Annotated in this window: 12 protein-coding genes and 1 pseudogene; 3 read left to right on the top strand and 10 right to left on the bottom strand. The window is 70.2% G+C overall.

Features of this window, described 5'->3' with window-relative positions; translation table 11 throughout:
* The first annotated feature begins 13 nt into the window (after positions 1-13).
* Together AC1RRW_RS13725 and AC1RRW_RS13720 are read left to right on the top strand one after the other, a co-directional pair.
* On the top strand, positions 14-754 hold the full coding sequence (locus AC1RRW_RS13725) for a M48 family metallopeptidase (RefSeq protein WP_492901312.1): 741 nt from the start codon (positions 14-16) through the stop codon (positions 752-754).
* A gap of 61 nt (positions 755-815) precedes the next feature.
* Positions 816-2,012 (top strand): multidrug effflux MFS transporter, encoded by a 1,197-nt coding sequence (locus AC1RRW_RS13720; protein WP_492901311.1) that lies wholly within the window; start codon positions 816-818, stop codon positions 2,010-2,012.
* Between the two features lies 1 nt (position 2,013).
* Here the strand turns inward: AC1RRW_RS13720 and AC1RRW_RS13715 are convergent, their stop codons facing one another.
* Positions 2,014-4,155, bottom strand: coding sequence for a transglycosylase domain-containing protein (locus AC1RRW_RS13715; RefSeq protein WP_492901310.1), 2,142 nt, complete (start codon positions 4,153-4,155; stop codon positions 2,014-2,016).
* A 319-nt stretch (positions 4,156-4,474) separates the two neighbouring features.
* On the opposite strand from AC1RRW_RS13715, the gene AC1RRW_RS13710 reads away from it, so the two are divergent.
* On the top strand, positions 4,475-4,870 hold the full coding sequence (locus tag AC1RRW_RS13710; RefSeq protein WP_492901309.1) for a DoxX family protein: 396 nt from the start codon (positions 4,475-4,477) through the stop codon (positions 4,868-4,870).
* Positions 4,871-4,935: 65 nt separating this feature from the next.
* On the opposite strand, the gene trxA is transcribed toward AC1RRW_RS13710, so the two are convergent.
* The 9 genes and pseudogenes from trxA to AC1RRW_RS13665 all read right to left on the bottom strand — a co-directional run bounded on the left by trxA (position 4,936) and on the right by AC1RRW_RS13665 (position 19,432).
* Positions 4,936-5,256: a thioredoxin gene (trxA, locus tag AC1RRW_RS13705; RefSeq protein WP_492901308.1), complete on the bottom strand. Its 321-nt coding sequence runs from the start codon at positions 5,254-5,256 to the stop codon at positions 4,936-4,938.
* Between the two features lie 161 nt (positions 5,257-5,417).
* Complete coding sequence (gene addA, locus AC1RRW_RS13700) at positions 5,418-8,882, bottom strand: double-strand break repair helicase AddA (RefSeq protein WP_492901307.1); 3,465 nt, start codon at positions 8,880-8,882, stop codon at positions 5,418-5,420.
* Entirely contained in the window at positions 8,879-11,983 is a 3,105-nt protein-coding gene (addB, locus tag AC1RRW_RS13695; RefSeq protein WP_492901306.1) for a double-strand break repair protein AddB, read from the bottom strand. The genes addA and addB overlap by 4 nt, the downstream gene beginning before the upstream one ends.
* On the bottom strand, positions 11,976-12,770 hold the full coding sequence (locus AC1RRW_RS13690; RefSeq protein WP_492901305.1) for a nucleotidyltransferase family protein: 795 nt from the start codon (positions 12,768-12,770) through the stop codon (positions 11,976-11,978). The genes addB and AC1RRW_RS13690 overlap by 8 nt, the downstream gene beginning before the upstream one ends.
* A gap of 107 nt (positions 12,771-12,877) precedes the next feature.
* Positions 12,878-14,422, bottom strand: a complete 1,545-nt coding sequence (gene tsaE, locus AC1RRW_RS13685) for a tRNA (adenosine(37)-N6)-threonylcarbamoyltransferase complex ATPase subunit type 1 TsaE (RefSeq protein ID WP_492901304.1) — start codon at positions 14,420-14,422, stop codon at positions 12,878-12,880.
* Positions 14,419-16,902, bottom strand: a complete 2,484-nt coding sequence (locus AC1RRW_RS13680; protein ID WP_492901303.1) for a sensor histidine kinase — start codon at positions 16,900-16,902, stop codon at positions 14,419-14,421. The genes tsaE and AC1RRW_RS13680 overlap by 4 nt, the downstream gene beginning before the upstream one ends.
* A gap of 346 nt (positions 16,903-17,248) precedes the next feature.
* Positions 17,249-18,649 (bottom strand): adenosylhomocysteinase, encoded by a 1,401-nt coding sequence (ahcY, locus tag AC1RRW_RS13675; RefSeq protein ID WP_492901302.1) that lies wholly within the window; start codon positions 18,647-18,649, stop codon positions 17,249-17,251.
* 108 nt (positions 18,650-18,757) lie between these two features.
* Positions 18,758-18,883 (bottom strand): annotated as a pseudogene (locus AC1RRW_RS13670) (DUF2283 domain-containing protein); the annotation flags it as partial.
* A gap of 213 nt (positions 18,884-19,096) precedes the next feature.
* Positions 19,097-19,432, bottom strand: a complete 336-nt coding sequence (locus AC1RRW_RS13665) for an HPr family phosphocarrier protein (protein ID WP_492901301.1) — start codon at positions 19,430-19,432, stop codon at positions 19,097-19,099.
* Positions 19,433-19,437: the final 5 nt, after the last annotated feature.

The following is a 19,437-nucleotide window of genomic DNA, read 5'->3' as shown; positions in this document are numbered from 1 at the left end:
ACCATCGCGGCCGATGCGGTTCTCCCTGTTCAAGCGACAGCCCGATCCGGACCGGATCGAGGTGCCCCATGCCGGGATGCTCTATCCCGTTCTAGTCAGGCGGCGCGCGGCGGCGCGGCGGATGACGTTGCGCGTCTCGCAGGCGACGGGCGAAATCACCCTGACGCTGCCCGAGCGCGCCGATTTCGGCGCGGGGCGCGTCTTCGCCGAGCGTCATGGCGGCTGGATCGCGGCGCGGGTCGCCAAGCGGCCGCTTTCGGTGCCGTTCGAGCCCGGACAGACCGTGCCCTTTCGTGGCGAGCCGCACCGGATCGTGCACTGGTCGCGCGTGCGCGGCGTCACCCACGCCACGACCGACCGCGACGGCGCCGCGATCATCGCGGTGGCGGGCGAGGCGGCGCACGTGCCGCGCCGCATCCAGGATTTCCTGCGCAGGCAGGCGCTGGCCGATCTGGACGCGGCCGTCGCGCGCCATACCGCGACGCTCGGCCTCTCCGCGCGCAAGATCACCATCCGCGACACGACCAGCCGTTGGGGCTCGTGCTCGTCGAAGGGCCACCTCAACTTCTCCTGGCGGCTGATTCTCGCGCCGCCGCTGGTGCTGGATTACCTGGCGGCGCATGAGGTCGCCCATCTCAAGGAGATGAACCATTCGCACCGCTTCTGGGCGCTGACGCACAGGCTCTGCCCGCGCACGGAGGAAGCCGAGGCCTGGCTCAAGCGGAACGGCGCGGGGCTGCACGGATTCGGGTGATCCTCGACAGCCGGTCTCGCCAGACTTATTCAGGCGCACAACCTCTGGAAGTCGCGCCTCGATGAAACTACGCCCCGACACGCTGGCGATGACCGCCGTCCTCGCCATGCTGACGGCGCTCGGGCCGCTCTCGACCGATTTCTATCTGCCTTCGCTGCCCGAGATCGCGCGCGTCATGCAAAGCGATGTCGCGGGCGCGCAGGCGACGCTGTCCGTCTTCCTGTTCGGCTTCGCCGGCGGCCAGATCGTCTGGGGTCCGGTCTCCGACCGCGTCGGCCGCCGCCCGGTGCTGCTGGTGGGCTTGAGCCTGTTCGCCGCGGCGACGCTGGCCTGCGCCTTCGCGCCCTCGATCGGCGCGCTGACCGCCGCCCGCGCCCTGCAGGCCTTCGGCGCCTCGGGGCCGATCGTGCTCGGACGCGCCATGGTGCGCGATCTCCACGAGGGGCCCCGCGCCGGACGCGAGCTCGCCCGCATGGGCATGATCATGGGGCTGGTGCCGGCGATCGCGCCGGTGCTCGGCGGCTTTCTGCAGGACGCATTCGGCTGGCGCTCCACCTTCTTCGCCTCGCTCCTGTTCGCGCTGGCGCTGGTCGCCGTCATCGTCACGGTCATGCCCGAGACCCTGCGCGCCCGCTCGCCGCAACCGCTCTCCTTCCTCTCGATCTTCCGCGGCTTCGGCGTGCTGCTGCGGAACCGCGCCTTCCGCGTCTATGTCTCGCTGACGGGGCTCGCCTATGCCGGGCTCTTCACCTTCATCTCGGGCTCGTCCTTCGTGCTGATCGGCATCCACGGGCTTTCGCCCGTCGCCTACGGCCTGTCCTTCAGTTTCGGCGTGCTCGGCTTCATCGCCGGAACGATCGTCGCGCAGCGCCTGGTCGGGCGGCGCGGCATGGACGGCGTCATCGCGCTCGGCGTCGCCTGCCTCGCCGGCGGCGGGCTCGTCATGCTGGCCTGCGTCGCGACCGGATTTGGCGGGCATCTCGGCGTCACCGTGCCGATGGCGCTCTATGCCTGCGGCGTCGGGCTGACCATGCCGCAGGCTCAAGCTGCGGCGATGATGCCGTTCCCGGAGCGCGCCGGCGCGGCTTCTTCCTTCAACGGGTTGTGCCAGATGCTGCTCTCGGCCTGCGTCGGTCTGCTCGTCGGCCGGTTGCTGGGCGCGTCCGCCCTGCCGATGCCGCTGGTGATGGCGGCGATCGGCGTCGCGGCCTTCGCGATCTTCCACGGCTCGCGGCGGGTCCGCGCCGCGAAAGCCTGAATTACCCGCCGAACAGCCGCTGCAGCAGATTCTTCTCCTGCGGCGGCGGGGGCACCCAGGCGCGGTCGCTGTCGGCGGTCTGCGTGTTGCCGGGCGGCCTCGCGCTCGCCACCGGCGCGCCGTTGTCGAAGATCGAGCGCGGGCCGCTGCGCCAGAGCCCGCCTGGAAGCGGCGCGGGTTGCGCGCCGACATGGGCCGCCTTCATGTACTTGCCCCAGATCTCGGCCGGCAGGCCGCTGCCGAAGACGCGCTTCATCTGACTGTTGTCGTCATTGCCGAGCCAGACCGCGGTGACCAGCCTTGCCGTGAAGCCGACGAACCAGGCGTCCCGGAAATCCTGCGTCGTGCCCGACTTGCCGCCGACCTCCCAGCCGGGGATGTTGACCTTGCTGCCGGTGCCGCTCAGCATGACCTCGTTGAACATGGCGTTCATCATCGAGAGCGTCTGCGGCTGCACGACCGCGCCGAAGCCAGAGCCCTTGCGCGCGTAGACCACCTTGCCGGCGGTCGATTTCACCTCGCGGATGACATAGGGCAGCACGCCCTGCCCGCCATTGGCGAAGGTGGCGTAGGCCGTCGTGAGCTCGATCGGGGTCACCTCCGAGGTGCCGAGCGCCAGCGAGGGATTGGCCTGCAGCGCCGACGAGATGCCGAGCCGCTGGGCGGTGCGCACGCTCTCGCGCGGCGTCACCTCCTGGTTGAGCTTGACCGCGACCGTGTTGAGCGAATGGGCGAAGGCGGTCTGCAGCGTCACCGGGCCGCGATAGGTCCGGGAATTGTTCTCCGGCGTCCAGCCCTTGATGGTGACGAGCGAATCGTCGCGGATCGTGTCCGGCGTCAGGCCCTGCTCCAGCGCCGCGAGATAGACGAAGGGCTTGAAGGCCGAGCCCGGCTGGCGCTTGGCGGCGGTGGCGCGATTGAACTGGCTCTTGGTGTAGTCGCGCCCGCCGATGAGGGCGCGCAGCGCGCCGTCGGGCGCCATCGAGACGACCGCGCCCTGGCCGACGCCCTGCTTGGGCCCTTGCGCGGCCAGCGCCTCGACCAGCGTCGTCTCGGCCAGCGCCTGAAGTTTCGGATCGATCGTCGTCAGCACGGTGACGTCGCCATCGACAGCGCCGATGAAATCGTCGAGCACGTCCATGACGTAGTCGGCGGCGTAGTTGACCGAGCCCGCGCCGATGCGCTCGGCCGATTCGGCGGGCGCGACCAGCGCGGCCTTGGCCGCACCTTGAGAGATCAGGCCCTGTTCGGCCATGGCGGCGACGACAAGCTGGGCGCGTTTTTCCGCGGCTTCCGGATTGCGGTTGGGCGCGAGGCGCGAGGGCGCCTGGACGAGGCCCGCCAGCATGGCGGCTTCGGCGATCGTGACCGAGCGGGCCGATTTGTTGAAATAGCGCTGCGCGGCGGCCTCGACGCCATAGGCGCCCGAGCCGAAATAGACGCGGTTGAGATAGAGCTCGAGGATCTGGTCCTTGGAGTAGGTCCGCTCCAGCCAGAGCGCCAGGATCGCCTCCTGGATCTTGCGCGCCGCGGTGCGTTCCTGGGTCAGGAACAGGTTCTTGGCAAGCTGCTGGGTCAGGGTCGAGCCGCCCTGAACGCCGCTGCGGCGGCGCAGGTTGCTCACCATGGCGCGGGTCAGGCCGACCGGGTCGATGCCATAATGCTGGTAGAAGCGCCGGTCCTCGATCGCGACGAAGGCCCTGGGCAGATAGGGCGGCACCTCGCCGATCGTTATGGTGCGCCCGCCGGTCTCGCCGCGATTGGCCAAGAGCGTGCCGTCGGCGGCGAGGATCGCGATGTTTGGCGGGCGCTTGGGCACCGTGAGCTGGTTGATCGGCGGCAGTTGCGCGGCGTGATAGGCGACGAGCCCGCCCAGGCCGATCGCGCACCAGAGCCCGAGCACCATCGTCCAGTAGAACAGCCCGCCGAGAAAGGACCGGCCCTTGCGGCCGCGCCCACCCCTGCCGCGGCGCCTGTCGCGGCGCTGCGGATCGCGGCGCTCGTCCTGACGGGAGGGCTGACGATAGCCGCGCCCCGGCCGGTCATCGGCGGACAGGCGAAAATCGCCGTCGTCGCGGCTCTCGGCCCGCGCCCGCTCGAAGGACGGCTCGCGCCGCCCGGTCCGTCTCGACCTGTCGTTCATCCTGCCCTGTCTGAAGTCCGATTGCCGCCCGCGAGCGGACACCTCGCTCATCCGTCAGACAGGAGTGAAACATGGCGCTTTTAAGGGTCGGTTAAGTCTGCACCGGCCGCGGACGGCAAGGTTCGTCGCGAGAACGTGAAGATGTTGCAATCCTGCAAACCGGCGTCATCTCGCGAGGCGGTTGCGCCGCCCGCGACGATCCGTCATCAAATCGAGAAGGAGTTCAAAAACGATGTTCCGGCGGAAACGTCCTTGGAATTCGTCGCAAGCAAGCGCCGTTTCGCTCCTGAAACCGCCGCCTTCACAGAAAGAGAGCTCAATGCAGGCCTTCAGTTCGCTTCAGCGTTACCAGCCCCAGGCGCTTGCGCTTTTGCGTATCGTCACCGCCCTCATCTTCATCGCGCACGGGACGCAGAAGCTGTTCGGCTTCCCCGCGCCGCCGCAGAGCGGCCTGCCGGCGATGTTCACGCTGTTCTGGTTCGGCGCGATCCTGGAGACTTTTGGCGGGGCGCTGATCCTGATCGGCCTGTGGACCCGGCCCGTCGCCTTCGTCCTCGCCGGCGAGATGGCGGTCGCCTACTGGATGTTCCACGCGCCGCGCAGCATCTACCCGCTGCTGAATGGCGGCGATGCCGCGATCCTCTACTGCTTCGTCTTCCTCTACCTCGTCACGGCCGGCGCCGGCCCCTGGAGCGTCGACTCGCGCAAGGGCTGAACGCGTTCACGCCGAAAAGCCCGCCGTCCTTGCGGTGGGCGGGCTTTTTCCGGAGCAGGAACCGCTCAGACCGCGCCGGCGATCCAGCGCGAGAGGTCGCTCTTGGGCGCGGCCCCGACCTTCTGCGAGGCGAGCTTGCCGTCCTTGAACAGCATCAGCGTCGGGATCGAGCGGATGCCGAACTGGGCCGGGATCGCCTGGTTCTCGTCGACATTCATCTTCACGATCTTGACCTTGCCGTTCATCTCGCCGGCGATCTCCTCGAGCGCCGGGCCGATCATGCGGCAGGGACCGCACCACTCGGCCCAGAAGTCGACCACCACCGGCTCGGCCGATTTGAGGACGTCGGCCTCGAAGCTCGCATCCGTCACCTTGCCCGTCGCCATGACCCGTAGCCTTTCAATGGATTGGCGGACGCGCCGCCTTCGTGCCCGAAGCTAGGAACGCGCATGGCCGGGGTCAAGGCGCGCAGCCGCGCCCTGCCTGCGGCACTTTGATTTGGCATCGGCTTTCCCGAAAACCGCATGCCGCTTTTCGGGCCGATGCCCTAGCCCGCCATGGCTGCAAGCGCCGCATCCAGCGCCGCCGGCTCCGGCTCCAGGCAGGCCAGCGTCGCGGTATAGATCGCCAGCGGCCGCACCGTCCTGCCGGGATAGATCGCGCCGACCAGCGCGCGATAGGCGGCGAGCTGGGCCAGCGTCTCCGGCGGGATCCCGGCGGCGCTCGCCGGCGGGCGGGCGGCGGTCTTGAAATCGGCGATAAGGACCTCGTCGCCAGAGACGGCGAGGCGGTCGATCCGGCCCGAGACGGCGCGCGCGGCGCCGCCGGACAGGACGATCGTCCCGGCCAGCGGCGCTTCCGCGAGCGACCCCTCGGCGAAGAGCCTCGCGAGCGCGGGCTGGCCCAGCAAGGCCAGCGCATCCGCCGCGATGCGCCGCCGCCGCTCCGGGCCGACCGCCCTGCCGCGCGCTTCCGCGAGCGAGCGGGCGACATCGGCGCGGCGGCCGGGGGGAACTTCCGGCAGCACCTGCAGCAGGAGATGCGCGAGCCGGCCGGCGGCGGCGGCCTCGGCCAGGAACGGCCCGTCGGCAGGACGCTCCTCGGCATCGGCGGCCGACAGCGCGCTTGAGGGTTTGAGCGGCGGGGCGGGCTCGGCTTCGCCGGGCGCGGGCCGGTAAAGCCAGGCCGGCGGTGTTGCGTCCGGCGGGATGGGCGGCGCTTCAGGCTCCTCGACCTGCCCCGGCGGCGAGACCATGAAGCGGCCGATCTCGCCGTCGCCGTCGGGCGCCGGAACGGGCCGCAAGCCGGCCGTCGAAGCCTTGAGGCCGGCCTCGACCATGGCGTACCAGGAGCCTTCCGGAACCTCGCCCCCGGCCTGCGCGCCGCAGACGATCAGCCGGTCCTCGGCCCGGGTCAGCGCGACATAGAGCAGCCGGTGATGCTCCTCGACCATCCGCGCGACGAGGCCGGCCTTGGCGGCGGCGGTCGCGGCGGCGTCATCCGCCGCCGACGGGGTCCAGAGCGGCACCGCCGTACCCCGTGGCGGCTCGACCACGAGCAGCTTCGGCAGACGCCTGGCGCTCGGTTCCGGCCCGAGATCGGCCAAGATCACGATCTTCGCCTCCAGTCCCTTGGCGCCATGCACGGTCATGACGCGGACCTCGCCGGCGCTCGACGAGAGGTCGCGCTTCACGTCGGCCGCCGTGCCGGCGACATGGCGCAGAAATGCCGCGAGCGAGGGGCCGTAGCGCCGCTCATGATCGAGCGCGGCATTGAGGAAGGCGTCGAGCGCGTCGCCGGCCTCCGCGCCGAGCCGCGCCAGCGCCAGATTGCGGCCGCCGCCCGGGCCGAGCAGGTCGGCGAAGAAGCGGAACGGTCCGCAGCGCGCGGCTTCGCCAGCGAGCGCCGTCAATCGGCGCTCGATCTCTGCGTAACGCGGCTCGCTCTCGCCGGCCTGACGCAGCGCGTCGCGCAAGGAGCCTCGGCGCTCCGGCGCGAGCCGCATCAGGTCGTCGTCGTTCAGCCCGATCAGCGGCGTCTTCAGCGCGATCGCGAGCGTCAGGTCGTCCTCGGGCAGCAGCAGCGTCTGGCCGAGCGCGACCAGATCCTCGACCGCCGGATGCTCGGCCAGCGAGAGCCGGTCGCGGCCGGTGACGGGCACGCCGGCATCCTTCAGCGCCTTGACGATCCGCTCGAACAGCGCGCCGCGATTGCGCAGCAGGATCATCACATCGCCGGGCTTGAAGGGATGGCCGCGATCGTCGCGGCCGGCCCGATTCCAGCGCGCCAGGGTCGTGGCGATGCGGGCGGCGAGCTTGGCGACGGCGCTGCGCCTTTCGGTGGCGTCGACCGGCGCGGTCCAGGCGTCGGGCGGCTCGCGCGCATCATCGGCCGCGACCGGCCAGAGGTCGACGCAACCGCTATCGGCCCGGCGCACCGTGTCGTGCGGCTCCGGCGTGGCCGCACCGTCGAAGACCAGCCCGCGCGCATGCTCGGGGACGGCGAAGACGGCGTCGACCGCCGCCATGATGTCGGGGGCCGAGCGGAAGGAGGTGTTGAGGCTGACGGACTCAAAATCGCCGTCGGCCGCCTCGATGGCGGCTCCCAGCCGTCGCCGCTCTTCGGCGAAGGCGGCAGGCGCCGCGCCCTGGAAGCCATAGATCGACTGCTTCTCGTCGCCGACGACGAAGAGCGTGCGCGGGCGGCCGCTGGCCGCCAGCAGCTTTTGCGTGCTGGTGAACTCGGCGGCGAGCGCGCCGAGGATCGCCCATTGCGCGTCGCTGGTGTCCTGCGCCTCGTCGAGCAGGATATGGTCGATGCCGGCGTCGAGCTTGTAGAGCACCCATGCGGCCTCGACGCGCGACAGCAGCGAGCGCGTCTTGGCGATCAGATCGTCATAGTCGAGCAGCGAGCGCTGGCTCTTCTGGCGTCGATAGGAGGCCAGCATCCGCGTCACCAGCAGCGCCAGCGCATGGCCGCGGTCGCGGATCGCGATGGCGGCGAGACGATCGGACGCCGCCAGCAGGATTGTGGCCAGATCCTCCAGCACCGCCATCAGATCGTCGGGCAGCACCGAGCTCCTCGTGCCCCGGATATTGGCGTTGACCGCGCCCTTCTCGGTGATGAAGCCGCCGCGGCAGGTCGCCACCGGGTCGCCGTCGTCCTGACCGGCCAGCAGATTGCGCAGGGTCGTCGCAAAAGCCCGGCGCGTCTGGCTGCCGGCGTCGAGCGCGGCGATCAGCCCATCCAGCCCAGCGAGGCCCGCAAGATCGCGGCGGAAATCCGCCGTCACCGCGTCCGCCGTGAGTTCCGGCGCGATGCCCAGAAACGCCGCCATGCCGGCGCGCATTCTTGCGGCGTCGCGGGCGCGGCCGTGGGGATCGCTGAACAGCGCACGCTGGCGCAGCGCCTCCTGGATCATGACCTCAAAGGTGTCCTGCGCCGCGTGCCGGGCGAGCAGATCGAGCGCGGCCGCCAGTTCGCCGTCCGGCTCGGCCACGACCTGCGCCAACAGCTCGCGGCGCGCGATGCGCAGCATTCCGGTCTGCGCCAGATCGTCGGCGACCTCGAAGCGCGGCGGAACGTTCGCCTCGAAGGGCGCGGCCTGCAGCACGCGGGTACAGAAGGCGTGGACGGTCTCGATCTTCAGGCCTCCCGGCGTCTCCAGCGCCTGCGCGAAGAGCCGGCGCGCCGAGGCGAGGTCGGTCGCCGAGGGCGGCGCGCCCGTCAGCCCGGCCAGCGCCTTGCGCAGCTTCTCCTCGGGCAGCGTCGCCCAGGCCGAAAGCTCGCGGAACAGCCGGTTCGCCATGTTGGCGGCGGCCGCCTTGGTGTAGGTGATGCAGAGCATCCGGCCGGGCGCGACGCCGTCGAGCAAGAGACGCAGCACCCGGTTGACCAGCACATGGGTCTTGCCCGATCCGGCATTGGCCGAGACCCAGGCGCTGAGGCGCGGCCCCGAGGCCTTCGCCTGGCGCCGCTTCGTCAGCTCGGGGACGATCCAGCCCGGCTTCACGCCTCGTCCTCCGCGTCGCCGCCGGCCGCGGCCCATTCCTTGACGCGAGCGAGCCGGTCGTAAGGCGAGGCATATTTGATGTAATCCGGCGCGCGGCGGGAGAGATAGGCCTCGCCGCCGTCGCGCAGCGCCGCGACGTGCCGGAGCAGCCGTTCGAGATGGCGCGCCGAGACATCGGCCAAGGTCTCCTCGCCGAAATCGAGCGGCTTGTCCCTGGCCCAGCCCTTCGGATCGTGGTGGAGCTTGAGATAGAGCACCGCCTCGACCGGCGCCGGGCCGACGACATCATGAAAGCCGGCGCGGGCCGCGAGTTCGGCTTCGAGCGTCAGTTGCGGCGCGAAGCCCTTCTCGACCTGCGCCTTGCTCGGCGGCGCGCCGGTCTTGAAGTCGATGATCTTCAGCCGTCCCTCGCGCGTCACCTCGATGCGGTCGGCCCGGCCGCTCAGGCGCAACTGCTCGCCGTCCGGCAGCGGAAAGCTCGCGCCCGTGCCGCGCTCGACCGCGACCTTGGCGAGGCCGGGCCGCCGCCGCCGCTCCCAGCCGATGAAATGATCGGCCGTCAGAAGGAAGCGCGGCCACCAGAAGGCCTTCACCTCCGGCGTGTCGTCGAGCTCCGCAAACAGCCTGTGACCGATGGCGATGAGCTGGCCGAGCGCGTCGACCGGGAGCGTCGCGGGGTTGGCGATGGCGAACTCGGCGACGATCCCGTGCAGCAGGTCGCCGCGATCCTGGGCGCCCAGATCCTCGACCAGCGGATCGAGCGCGTCGAGCTTCAGAATCTTCCGGGCATGGATCACATAGGGGTCGCGATAGAGCGTCTCGACATCGGTGACGCTGAGCGAGAGCGGCTGCAGCCGGCGTGGCGGCAGCGGCGCGGGCCGTCCGATCGGCTTGACCGGCGCGGGCGCACTCAGCGTCGCGGCCAGCGCGGAGAGCCGCTGTCCGTCGGCGAGCGATCGCTTCCAGACGGGCTCCGGCGTCACCGCCTTCAGGCGCTGCCAGAAGCGCGAGGCGATGGTCTCGGCCTCGCCGGCCTTGCGCGATCGCGTCAGCGTGACATGGCGCGCCATCAGCGCCTGAACGAAGTCATGCGCGGTCTGGCCGATGCGTCGCTCCGGCGGGGAGAGGCCGAGTTCGGCCCGCATCGGCCGGTTGAGGAACGAATCCGTGCGGGTCTCGGGCGGCCAGACCGTCTCGTTCAATCCGCCGAGCACGACATGGTCGGCCTCCAGCAGGCGCGCCTCCAGCAACCCCCAGATCTTTACGCGCGGATGGCTGCTGCTCGCACGGCGGACGACACGCTCGGCAAGCAGGCCTTCGAGGATCGCGACCGCGTCGGTCGCGCGGACGCCTTCGGGCATCTCGGCCCCGGCGCCCGCAAGGTCGTCGAAAAGCCCCGCCAACGCCTCGCCATCGGGACCGACGAAGGCGAGAGCCGCACCGCCTTTCGCCCGGCTCAGCGCCTCGACGGCGGCGCGGGCGGCCGCTACGAGGGCCGGCAGGTCGACCGGCTCGGCCGCCAGCGACGCGCATAGCGGCGTCATGGCGACATCGAGCGCGTCGAGCAGCGCGATCGCGGCGATCTCGTCGTTGGCGCTCAGGCGCTTTCGTGGGCCCGGTACGTGGCGCTCGTCGGGACCGGGTTTCAGTGCCGCGAGGCTCGCTCGCAGCCCCGTCATGCCGGGACGGACGGCGCGGCCACGCCAGGCTCCGATCTCCAGCGCCGAGGCCCCTTGCCTGACCTGCTCGAGCGGCAGGCCGAGCCGGCAGAGCGGATGGGCGAGCAGGTCGATCAGGGCGGCGGGCGCGAGCTCCGACAGCGCCGCCTCGAGCGCCAGCCGCAGCAGCGAGCCGGCAGGCCAGCGCGCCAGCGGCAGGCCGGCGGAATCGTCGACGGCGACGCCCCAGCGCTTGAGCTCGACCGCGACGCGCTCGGCCAAACCGCGATCGGGCGTCACCAGCGCGGCCTGCGCGCCCGGCTCATCCAGCGTCTCGCGCAGGGCGAGCGCCACCGTCAGCGCTTCCTCGCGCTCGTCGGCGGCCTCGACGAGGCGGAGACCGGCCATGGCGCTGTCGGCCTCGGTCCCGCTCAGGCGCTCGGCGAGGCCCGCCCAGAGTTCGGTGACGGAGGCCGGCAGCATCGCCTCGCGCAGCATCACGGTGCGGGCGGCGCGGCCAGTGTCGGGCTCGGCGAGGCTGACGACGTCGTCGCGCTCGGCCTGCAGCGTGGCGAGAAGATGATGCAGAGCCGCCTGCGGATGGGAGGGCGCCGGCTCGTCAGCGATGGCGCGCCAGGCCTGTTCCGGCAAGGCGAGGTCCAGTCCCGGCAGCACCACCGCGCCCCCCGGCAGCCGGGCAATCGCGGCCAGCAATCGCGCCGTGGCAGGGATGGTGCCGGTCGAGCCGGCCGCGATGATCGGCCCCTTGGGCGGATTCGCCAGCAGCCGTTCGCGCTCCGCCGCCAGCATGGCGTTGCGGAAGGAGGCGGGATCGCATTCGCCGCGCTCCTTGAGAACGGCAGGCCAGTTCTTGCCGAGAATGGCAAGAAAGTCGGCGTTGAGCTGCCAGACCGCGTCGAAGCGCGCCGCATCCAGCGTCGCCAGCCGATCGACCGCGACACCCTCGGTCTGCATCTGGTCGAGCAGGGCGGCGAGGTCACCCGCAAGCCCATAAGCCTCGGCGAGCGTGGCCGGCGCCAGCGAGGGCTCGGACGCATCGATCTTGAGATGGCGGCGGTTGGCGCTGCGGCCCCAGGCATCGACCAGCCGCGTCAGCAGCATGCGTCGCGCCAGCGGATCGACCGGCATCAGCGCGCCATGCGTCCAGGCCTCGGCCCCGATCAGCGCGGGCTCGGTTTCGTCGACGTCGCCGAGCGGCACGATGCGCGGCAGCAGCAGAGGCTTGCCGCCGAGCTGCTCCGACAGGCAGGCGACGAGCGCGCGCGCGGCGCGCCGCGTCGGCAGGTAGATCGTGGCCCGCGCCAGCGCCATCGGATCGTCGGGATCGACCAGCCGGCCGAAGCGGCCGGCCAGCATCGCCCGCGCCAGCACGTCGAGGAACGGCGCACCGGGCGGGATGGTGAAGAGGTTCAGCTCAGCCATGGCCGGCTTTGGCGCGGCGCAGCCCTTGCGCGGCGGCGAAGGCGGATTCCGCCGGCGCGATCGCCTCGGGCGTGCCGACATGCAGCCATTGGCCCTCGAGCACGACGCCATGCAGCCGGCCGGCGGCGATGGCGCGGTCGAACAGCAGGTTGAGCGAGAACGGGCCGTCGGGCGTCTGCGTGAAGAGGTCCGGCTTCAGGATGGCGACGCCGGCATAGACCTGGGGCGCGCTCTCAGCCTTGCCGCGCCGCGCCAGCCGGCCGGCCTCGTCGCGAAAGAAATCGCCGGCGCCGTCGAAGCCGATGCTGGTCTCGCGCGGCGCGAGCAGCAGCAGCAGATCCATCGTCGCCGGATTCCAGGCCTGCGCCATCGCGGCGATATTGGACCGCCCGGTCTCGCTCCAGAGCGAGTCGGAATTGATGTGGAAGAACGGCTCGGAGCCGAGCAGCGGCAGGGCCTTCTTCACGCCGCCGCCGGTTTCCAGAAGTTGCGCGCGCTCGTCGGAGATCGTGATGCGCGGCCGCGAGCGCGCGGCCAGATGCGTCTCGATCCGTTCGGCGAGATGATGCACGTTGACGACCGCCTCCTCGACGCCGGCCTCGGCCAGCCGGTCGAGCGCATGGTCGAGCATCGGCTTGCCGCCGATCGCGACGAGCGGCTTCGGCAGCGTGTCGGTGATCGGGCGCATGCGCTGGCCCAGGCCCGCCGCCAGAACCATGGCCCGGCGGATCGGCGTCGAGGCGGCTGGCGTCACGCGAATCTCCGAAGCTGGATCAACCTGCGCCATGCTTAACCCGTCATGGTCGGGCTTGTCCCGACCATCCACGTCTTCCTGCGTCAGGAGCCGTGGTCAAGACGCGGATGCTCGCCACAGGGACGAGCATGACGGCGAGCTCAACCCCCCTCGAACAGCTTCGGCAGATGGGCCTGGCACCAACCCTTCAATTCTTCCAGCGCCGGATGCTCGAGATTGCGGCGCAGATAGGCCTCGATGCGAGGCAGGTGCCTCAGATAGGCCGGCTTGCCGTCGCGCTTGTCGAGGCGGGCGAAGATGCCGGCGATCTTGGTGTTGCGCTGCGCGCCGAGGATCGCATAAGCGCGGGCGAAGCCGGCGAGGTCGAAATCGGGATCGTCGTTTCGCCTTGCCGCGCCATAGGCCGCGAGCAGGCGCAATTCGAGCGCGGCGGGCACGTCGACGCGCGCATCCTGCCCGAGCGAGACCAAATCATAGGCCGGGTGGCCGAGCACCGCATCCTGGAAATCGATCAGCCCGAGCCGGGCAAGGCCCTCGCGTTCCTGCAGCCAGAGCAGGTTGGGCGAGTGGACATCGCGCAGGGTCCAGGTGACCGGACCGTCGAGGATCTCGTCGAAGAGCCTGTTCCAGATGCGGCCGAACTCGGCCTGCGTCACCGCCGGCAGCGTCACGCCCGCGATATGGGGGGCATACCATTCGAGGATCAATTCGCTCTCGATCGCCAGCGCGCCGCGATCGTAATCGGGCACGACGTGGTCGCGCCCCTCCGTGACCGGCAGGATCGTGGGCAGGACGTGGCGGTGCAGGTCGGCGAGCAGCCGGGCCGCCGCCTCGTAGCGCTCGGGGATCGGCGCGCCGTCGCGCACGACGCCGTCGCTGCCGAGATCCTCGATCAGCAGCAGCCCGGTCGAGAGGTCCTGCGCCAGGATCGTCGGCACGGAATAGCCGAGCGAGCCCAGCCCGCGATCCATCGCGACGAAGGCGTCGATGGTCTCGGCGAGATGGGCGATGGCGGAATAGGGCTTGCCCTGCCGGATCGCCGGACCGTCCGGCCTTGGCGGCGAGATCATCAGCACGGCGGTCGCGCCGTCCGAATGCGTCAGGCGCTCATAGGCGCGGCTGGACGCGTCGCCCTGCATGAAATCGCGACGCGCCTCGCTCCAGCCGGCCTCGTCGAGCAGGCGGCGCGTCGCGATCGCGATGGCGAGGCGCGGGCGCCAGAGCACGCCGCCCGAGACGGTGGCGATGCGCCCGCTCTCGGGATTGGCCGGATCGACCTCCAGAACGATGTCGAGCCGGCGGCCGGCGGGCAGGCGCGTGCCGGCGCGATCGGGCCATTCGACCAGCGTGACCAGCCGGTCGAGGTCCTCGCCCAGCCCGATATCGTCGAGCTCGTCGGGGCTGCGCAGCCGGTAGAGATCGGCGTGGAGCACCGGGCCGCGCGCGGTGTCGTAGCCCTGGACCAGGGTGAAGGTCGGGCTCGGGGCTTCCAGCGTCCTGTCGCCGGAGAGTTCGCGCAGGATGGCGCGGGCCAGCGCCGATTTTCCGGCGCCGAGATGGCCCGACAGCGCGACGATGTCGCCCGGTTTCAGGATCGCCGCGAGATCGCCGGCGAAGCGCTCCGTCGCCGCCTCATCGTCCCAGAGGAGACGATGCTCGCCCGGCTTGCCGCCAGCTTCGTTCATTCGGCCGCGTCCGAGATCGGAACGTCCTGCGCCGGGAAGACGGCCGTGACGCGGGTGCCCTGGCCCGGCTCGGAATCGAGTTCGACGCGGCCGCCATGCAGTTCGACGATGGAGCGCACGATCGAGAGGCCGAGGCCGACGCCGCGATGCCGCGAGCCCAGCGAATGGCTCTCGAAACGGTCGAAGACCTTGTCCTTGACCTCGGGCGGGATGCCGCGGCCCTGATCGGCCACGGTGATGCGGACGTCGCGGCCGATCCGCCCGGCGCTGACCGAGATCGTCTGGCCGGGCTGCGAGAACCCGATCGCGTTGGAGAGCAGGTTGAACAGCACCTGCCGCAGCCGCTTGCCGTCGGCGCGCAGCGGCCCGGTCTGCGGCGCGATGTCGACATGCAGCGTCAGCCGGCTCTCCGTCATCCGGTCGTTGAGGCCGGCAGCCGCCTCGGCGATCGTCGCGGCGACGTCGACCTCGGCCAGATCGAGCGCCAGGGCGCCGTTGTCGATGGTGGCGAGGTCGAGGATGTCGTTGATGATGGCGAGCAGCGCCCCTGACGAGCTCAGGATATGCGAGGCGTAGTCGCGCTGCTTCTCGTTCAGCGCGCCGACCGTCTCGGTGCCGAGAAGCTGCGCGAAGCCGATGATGTTGGTCAGCGGCGAGCGCAGTTCGTAGGAGACGTGGTGGACGAAATCCTCGCGCAGCCGCGAGACCTTCTCCAGCGCCTCGTTCTTCTCTGTCAGCGCCCGCTCGACGTTCACCGAGGCGGTGACGTCGGCAAACGAGATCAGCGTCGCGCCGTCGGGCAGGGGGGCCGCGGCGCAGTCGAGCACCGAGCCGTCGCGGCGCTCCATCCGGCAGCGATAGTCCTCGCGCGCATCGCGCACGCCGGTGACCGTGCTGAGCAGTTCTCTCCAGACCTCGTCCCGCGGGAAGAGGGGCCGGCACAGCTTGACCACCTCGTCGATATGCGGGGCGGAGGTCGCGAGGTCGGGCTGCAGCCGCCAGGCCTGGGCGAAGGCCGGGTTCGAGAGCTTGAGCCTGCCGTCCGAGCCGAACACGGCGACGCCCTCGCGCAGCGAATCCAGCGTCTCGCGCTGCGTCCGGGAGAGCGCGTTGAAACGCGATTCCAGCGTGAAGCGCTCGGTGACGTCGTCGAAGAGATAGGTGACGCCGCCCTGGGGGTTGGGGCTGGCGACGACATGGACGGTGCGGCCATCGGGCAGATACCACCAGTCCTCATGGGCGCGCGGGCTGGTATAGGCCGCCTGCACGCCGGCCTTCCAGCTGCGATAGTCGCCGAGTTCGGGCAGGCGGCGCTCGGCCCGCAGCCGGTCGAGGATCTCGCCGTCGCTCGGCTTGCCGGCGAGAAAGCCGGGATCCAGCGCCCACAGCGTCTCGAAGCCGGTATTGGCGTAGACCAGCCGCTGCGAGGCGTCGAAGACCGCGACCGCCGTCTTGAGCCGGTCGAGCGTGCGGACATGCGCGTCCATCTGGCGCTGCAGGTCGATGCGGACGGCCTCGAGTTCGCTCATATCGGTCGCCAGCCCGGCGAAGCCCGACGGCGTCGGCAGCTCCAGCATGTCGAGCGTGCGGCGCTGGCCGGCGACCACGGCGGGGGCGCGCGCCGTGAAGACGTTTCGCTCCCGGCGCGCGGCGGCGGCCGCCTCGCGCTCGCCGCGGTCGAACAGCTCGAGCCCGCCCTTGACCGCGGACTCGGGATCGGAAGCCTCGACCGCCCTGGCATAGGCGGCGTTGACCCAGCTCAGGCGGCCGTCGGGACGGCGCGTCCAGGCCGGCTGCGGCAGCCCGGCGAGGAGGCCAGACAGCGCCTCATGGTCCGAGGCGAGCCTCTCCAGCTCGCCTTGCAGCGTCAGCGCCCGGGCGCGCTCGCCGGTCACCTCGCGCAGGCGGATGACGGCGCGGCCGGCGACGGGCCGGCCCTCGACATCGATGAAGGCGCCGGACTTGGCGCGCAGGGTGAAGCCGAAAGCCTCGCCGCGCTCCTTGAGCGCATCGGTCGCGAGTTCGAGCTTCTTGGCCTCGGCTGGCGGCGCCCAGGCGCCATAGGCGAGCGCGAGCGTCGCGCCGGGCGCGCCCAGGAAGCCCGAATCGCCCTCGAAGACCGGCGCGGCGTCGCGCCCTTTCCAGCTGACCACGACCTGCGGGTCCGAGGCGAGCAGGGCCGAGAGCCGGTCCTGATGGCCGCGCGCCGCCTCCAGTTCGCTCGCAAGCTCGGTTTCGCGCCGCTGCCAGCGCGCACGCTCGCGAATGTAGACGATCGAGGTCGTCGCGGCGAAGACGGCGAGACCCGCCAGCACGATGGACAGGCTGCCGGCGCCGAGCAGATCCCAGCGCAGGGGAGAGGCCGCGACCTCCGTCTGGGCGAAGGCGCCCACCGGGGGCTGCGACGCGGCGAGGCCCGCGAGCAGGCCGCGTCCCAGCCGGGAGCGGCCGCCTGATTCCTGTCGCCTCGCGCGCATCATCCTCGAAGTCCATCAACGTAGGGGTGAGGCAGGAAGGCCAGCCGACTTGAACGCCCGCTACAACGCAACCTCCGAGAGCCGCGCGCGACGCTGGCGGCGGCGTCGGACCGGAGCCGAATCACCGCCACTGTAATCGTCGCCGGAGTCCGTCAGGAAGTGCTTAATCGATCATGGAATCGCGGTTTTGCGCGGCTGTTGCGATGCAATCGCGCGTGCCTCAACAGCTAGGCGGCAATGCCGGAAAAACAACTATTAGTAGTGCCAGACGCGCAACACCGGATAGCCGAAAGAAAAAAGGGCCCGGCGTGACGCCGGGCCCGGATCCAGATGCGGCGTGAGCCGGATGTCAGTAGCGGTAGAGCTCGGGCTTGAACGGGCCCGTCGGAGCCAGGCCGAGATACTTGGCCTGGGCGTCGTTGAGCACGGTCAGCTTGGCGCCGACCTTGGCCAGATGCAGCGCCGCGACCTTCTCGTCGAGATGCTTGGGCAGGGTGTAGACCTTGTTCTCGTATTTGGCGTGGTGGTTCCAGAGCTCGATCTGGGCCAGCGTCTGGTTCGAGAACGAGCAGGACATCACGAAAGACGGATGCCCGGTCGCGTTGCCGAGGTTCACCAGGCGGCCTTCCGAGAGCAGGATGATGCGCTTGCCGTCGGGGAACTCGATCTCGTCGACCTGCGGCTTGACGTTGTCCCACTTGAAGTTCTTCAGGCCGGCGACCTGGATCTCGGAGTCGAAGTGGCCGATGTTGCAGACGATGGCGCGATGCTTCATCGCGCGCATGTGGTCGACGGTGATGACGTCGAGGTTGCCGGTGGCGGTGACGAAGATGTCCGCACGGGGAGCGGCGTCCTCCATGGTGACGACCTCGTAGCCCTCCATCGCCGCCTGCAGCGCGCAGATCGGGTCGATCTCGGTGACGAGGACGCGGCAGCCGGCCTGGCGCAGCGAGGCGGCCGAGCCCTTGCCGACGTCGCCATAGCCGGCGACGACCGCGACCTTGCCCGACATCATGACGTCGGTGCCGCGGCGCACGGCGTCGACCAGCGACTCGCGGCAGCCATAGAGGTTGTCGAACTTCGACTTGGTGACCGAGTCGTTGACGTTGATCGCCGGGAACGGCATGCGGCCGGCCTTGGCCAGTTCGTAGAGGCGGTGGACGCCGGTGGTGGTCTCTTCCGAGACGCCCTTGATCGCGGCGCGGGTCCTGGTGAACCAGCCCGGATTGGCCTTGAGCTCGCGCCTGATCAGCGCGAAGAAGATCGTCTCCTCCTCGTTGCCCGGCTTGTCGAGAAACTCGGCCTTGCCGGCCTCGGCCTCGGCGCCGAGGATGATCAGCATGGTCAGGTCGCCGCCATCGTCGAGGATCATGTTCGGCGTGCCGCCGTCGCCCCAGGTCGCGGTCTTGAGGACGTATTCCCAGTACTCCTCCAGCGTCTCGCCCTTGATGGCGAAGACCGGGGTGCCGCTGGCCGCGATCGCGGCGGCGGCGTGGTCCTGGGTCGAGAAGATGTTGCAGGACGACCAGCGCACATCGGCGCCGAGTTCCTTCAGCGTCTCGATCAGCACGGCGGTCTGGATCGTCATGTGCAGGCAGCCGGCGATGCGCGCGCCCTTGAGCGGGAACTTGCCCTTGTGCTCGGCGCGGATCGCCATCAGGCCCGGCATCTCGTCCTGGGCCATGTTGATTTCCTTGCGGCCGTAATCCGCGAGGGCGATGTCCTTGACGACGTAATCGGTCTTCGACACGGGGCGTGCTCCACTGCTGGTCCTGAATGACGGGCGGGTCCATAGCAGCGCCGCGGACGAAACGCAATCAAAGATATAAAGATGTCTTTATGTGTTGGTGGCGCGGCCTCACGCCGCCGCCAGCGCGCGCAAATCCGCGCCGCTCGCCAAATGCTCAGACGCATCCAGAATTCCAACGGCCACGATCCGTCCCTCGGGATCGAAGTCGAAGACCATGCCCGGACGCAGCTTCTCGCTCTCGCTGACCTACGTTTCGGCAAAGCGAATGCAGAGGGCATCGGCTAGGTGATCTTCATCCCATGCGATTTAGATCGGCCAATTCCCGTTGCGAAGCGATTTGAGTGAAATCCGCCCGCGGACAAGCTGGACAAAAAACCAAACGAGAGCCGTCAACCCAATCACGGCTTGGATTGTGAGCACCAAGACCAGACCGATTGCACCACAGCTCTACTCCCCCTCGCCGAACTTGTCCGCCACCAGCGTCTCCAGCGCCTTCAGCGCCTCTTCCGCCTCGCGGCCCTTGGCGATGACCGTGATGGTCGAGCCGATGCCGGCGCCCAGCGTCAGGATGCCCATGATCGAGGTCGCGCCAACGGTCTCGCCGCAGCGGGTCACGGTGATGTCGGCGTCGAAGTTCGAGGCGCATTGCACGAATTTCGCCGTGGCGCGGGCGTGCAGGCCCTTCTTGTTGACGATCCGGAACTCGCCATGGAGCGCGCCCGCCGGCACCTCGACCCCGGGGCAGTCGTCGCCGTCGTAGCTCTCGTCCACCGAACCGCCCATGTGCA

This window comes from Allobosea sp. GW821-FHT12C12 (assembly GCF_058807355.1).
Note: the sequence above shows the minus strand (reverse complement) of the source record. Positions and strands in the feature narration are given on the sequence as shown.

Excerpts from the sequence above, each read along its gene's own strand:
- AC1RRW_RS13715 (WP_492901310.1), bottom strand. The coding sequence starts at position 4,155 with ATGAACGACAGGTCGAGACGGACCGGGCGGCGCGAGCCGTCCTTCGAG.
- AC1RRW_RS13725 (WP_492901312.1), top strand. The coding sequence starts at position 14 with ATGCGGTTCTCCCTGTTCAAGCGACAGCCCGATCCGGACCGGATCGAG.
- AC1RRW_RS13665 (WP_492901301.1), bottom strand. The coding sequence starts at position 19,432 with ATGGGCGGTTCGGTGGACGAGAGCTACGACGGCGACGACTGCCCCGGG.
- AC1RRW_RS13680 (WP_492901303.1), bottom strand. The coding sequence starts at position 16,902 with ATGATGCGCGCGAGGCGACAGGAATCAGGCGGCCGCTCCCGGCTGGGA.
- AC1RRW_RS13720 (WP_492901311.1), top strand. The coding sequence starts at position 816 with ATGAAACTACGCCCCGACACGCTGGCGATGACCGCCGTCCTCGCCATG.
- tsaE (WP_492901304.1), bottom strand. The coding sequence starts at position 14,422 with ATGAACGAAGCTGGCGGCAAGCCGGGCGAGCATCGTCTCCTCTGGGAC.
- AC1RRW_RS13690 (WP_492901305.1), bottom strand. The coding sequence starts at position 12,770 with ATGGCGCAGGTTGATCCAGCTTCGGAGATTCGCGTGACGCCAGCCGCC.
- addB (WP_492901306.1), bottom strand. The coding sequence starts at position 11,983 with ATGGCTGAGCTGAACCTCTTCACCATCCCGCCCGGTGCGCCGTTCCTC.
- AC1RRW_RS13710 (WP_492901309.1), top strand. The coding sequence starts at position 4,475 with ATGCAGGCCTTCAGTTCGCTTCAGCGTTACCAGCCCCAGGCGCTTGCG.
- trxA (WP_492901308.1), bottom strand. The coding sequence starts at position 5,256 with ATGGCGACGGGCAAGGTGACGGATGCGAGCTTCGAGGCCGACGTCCTC.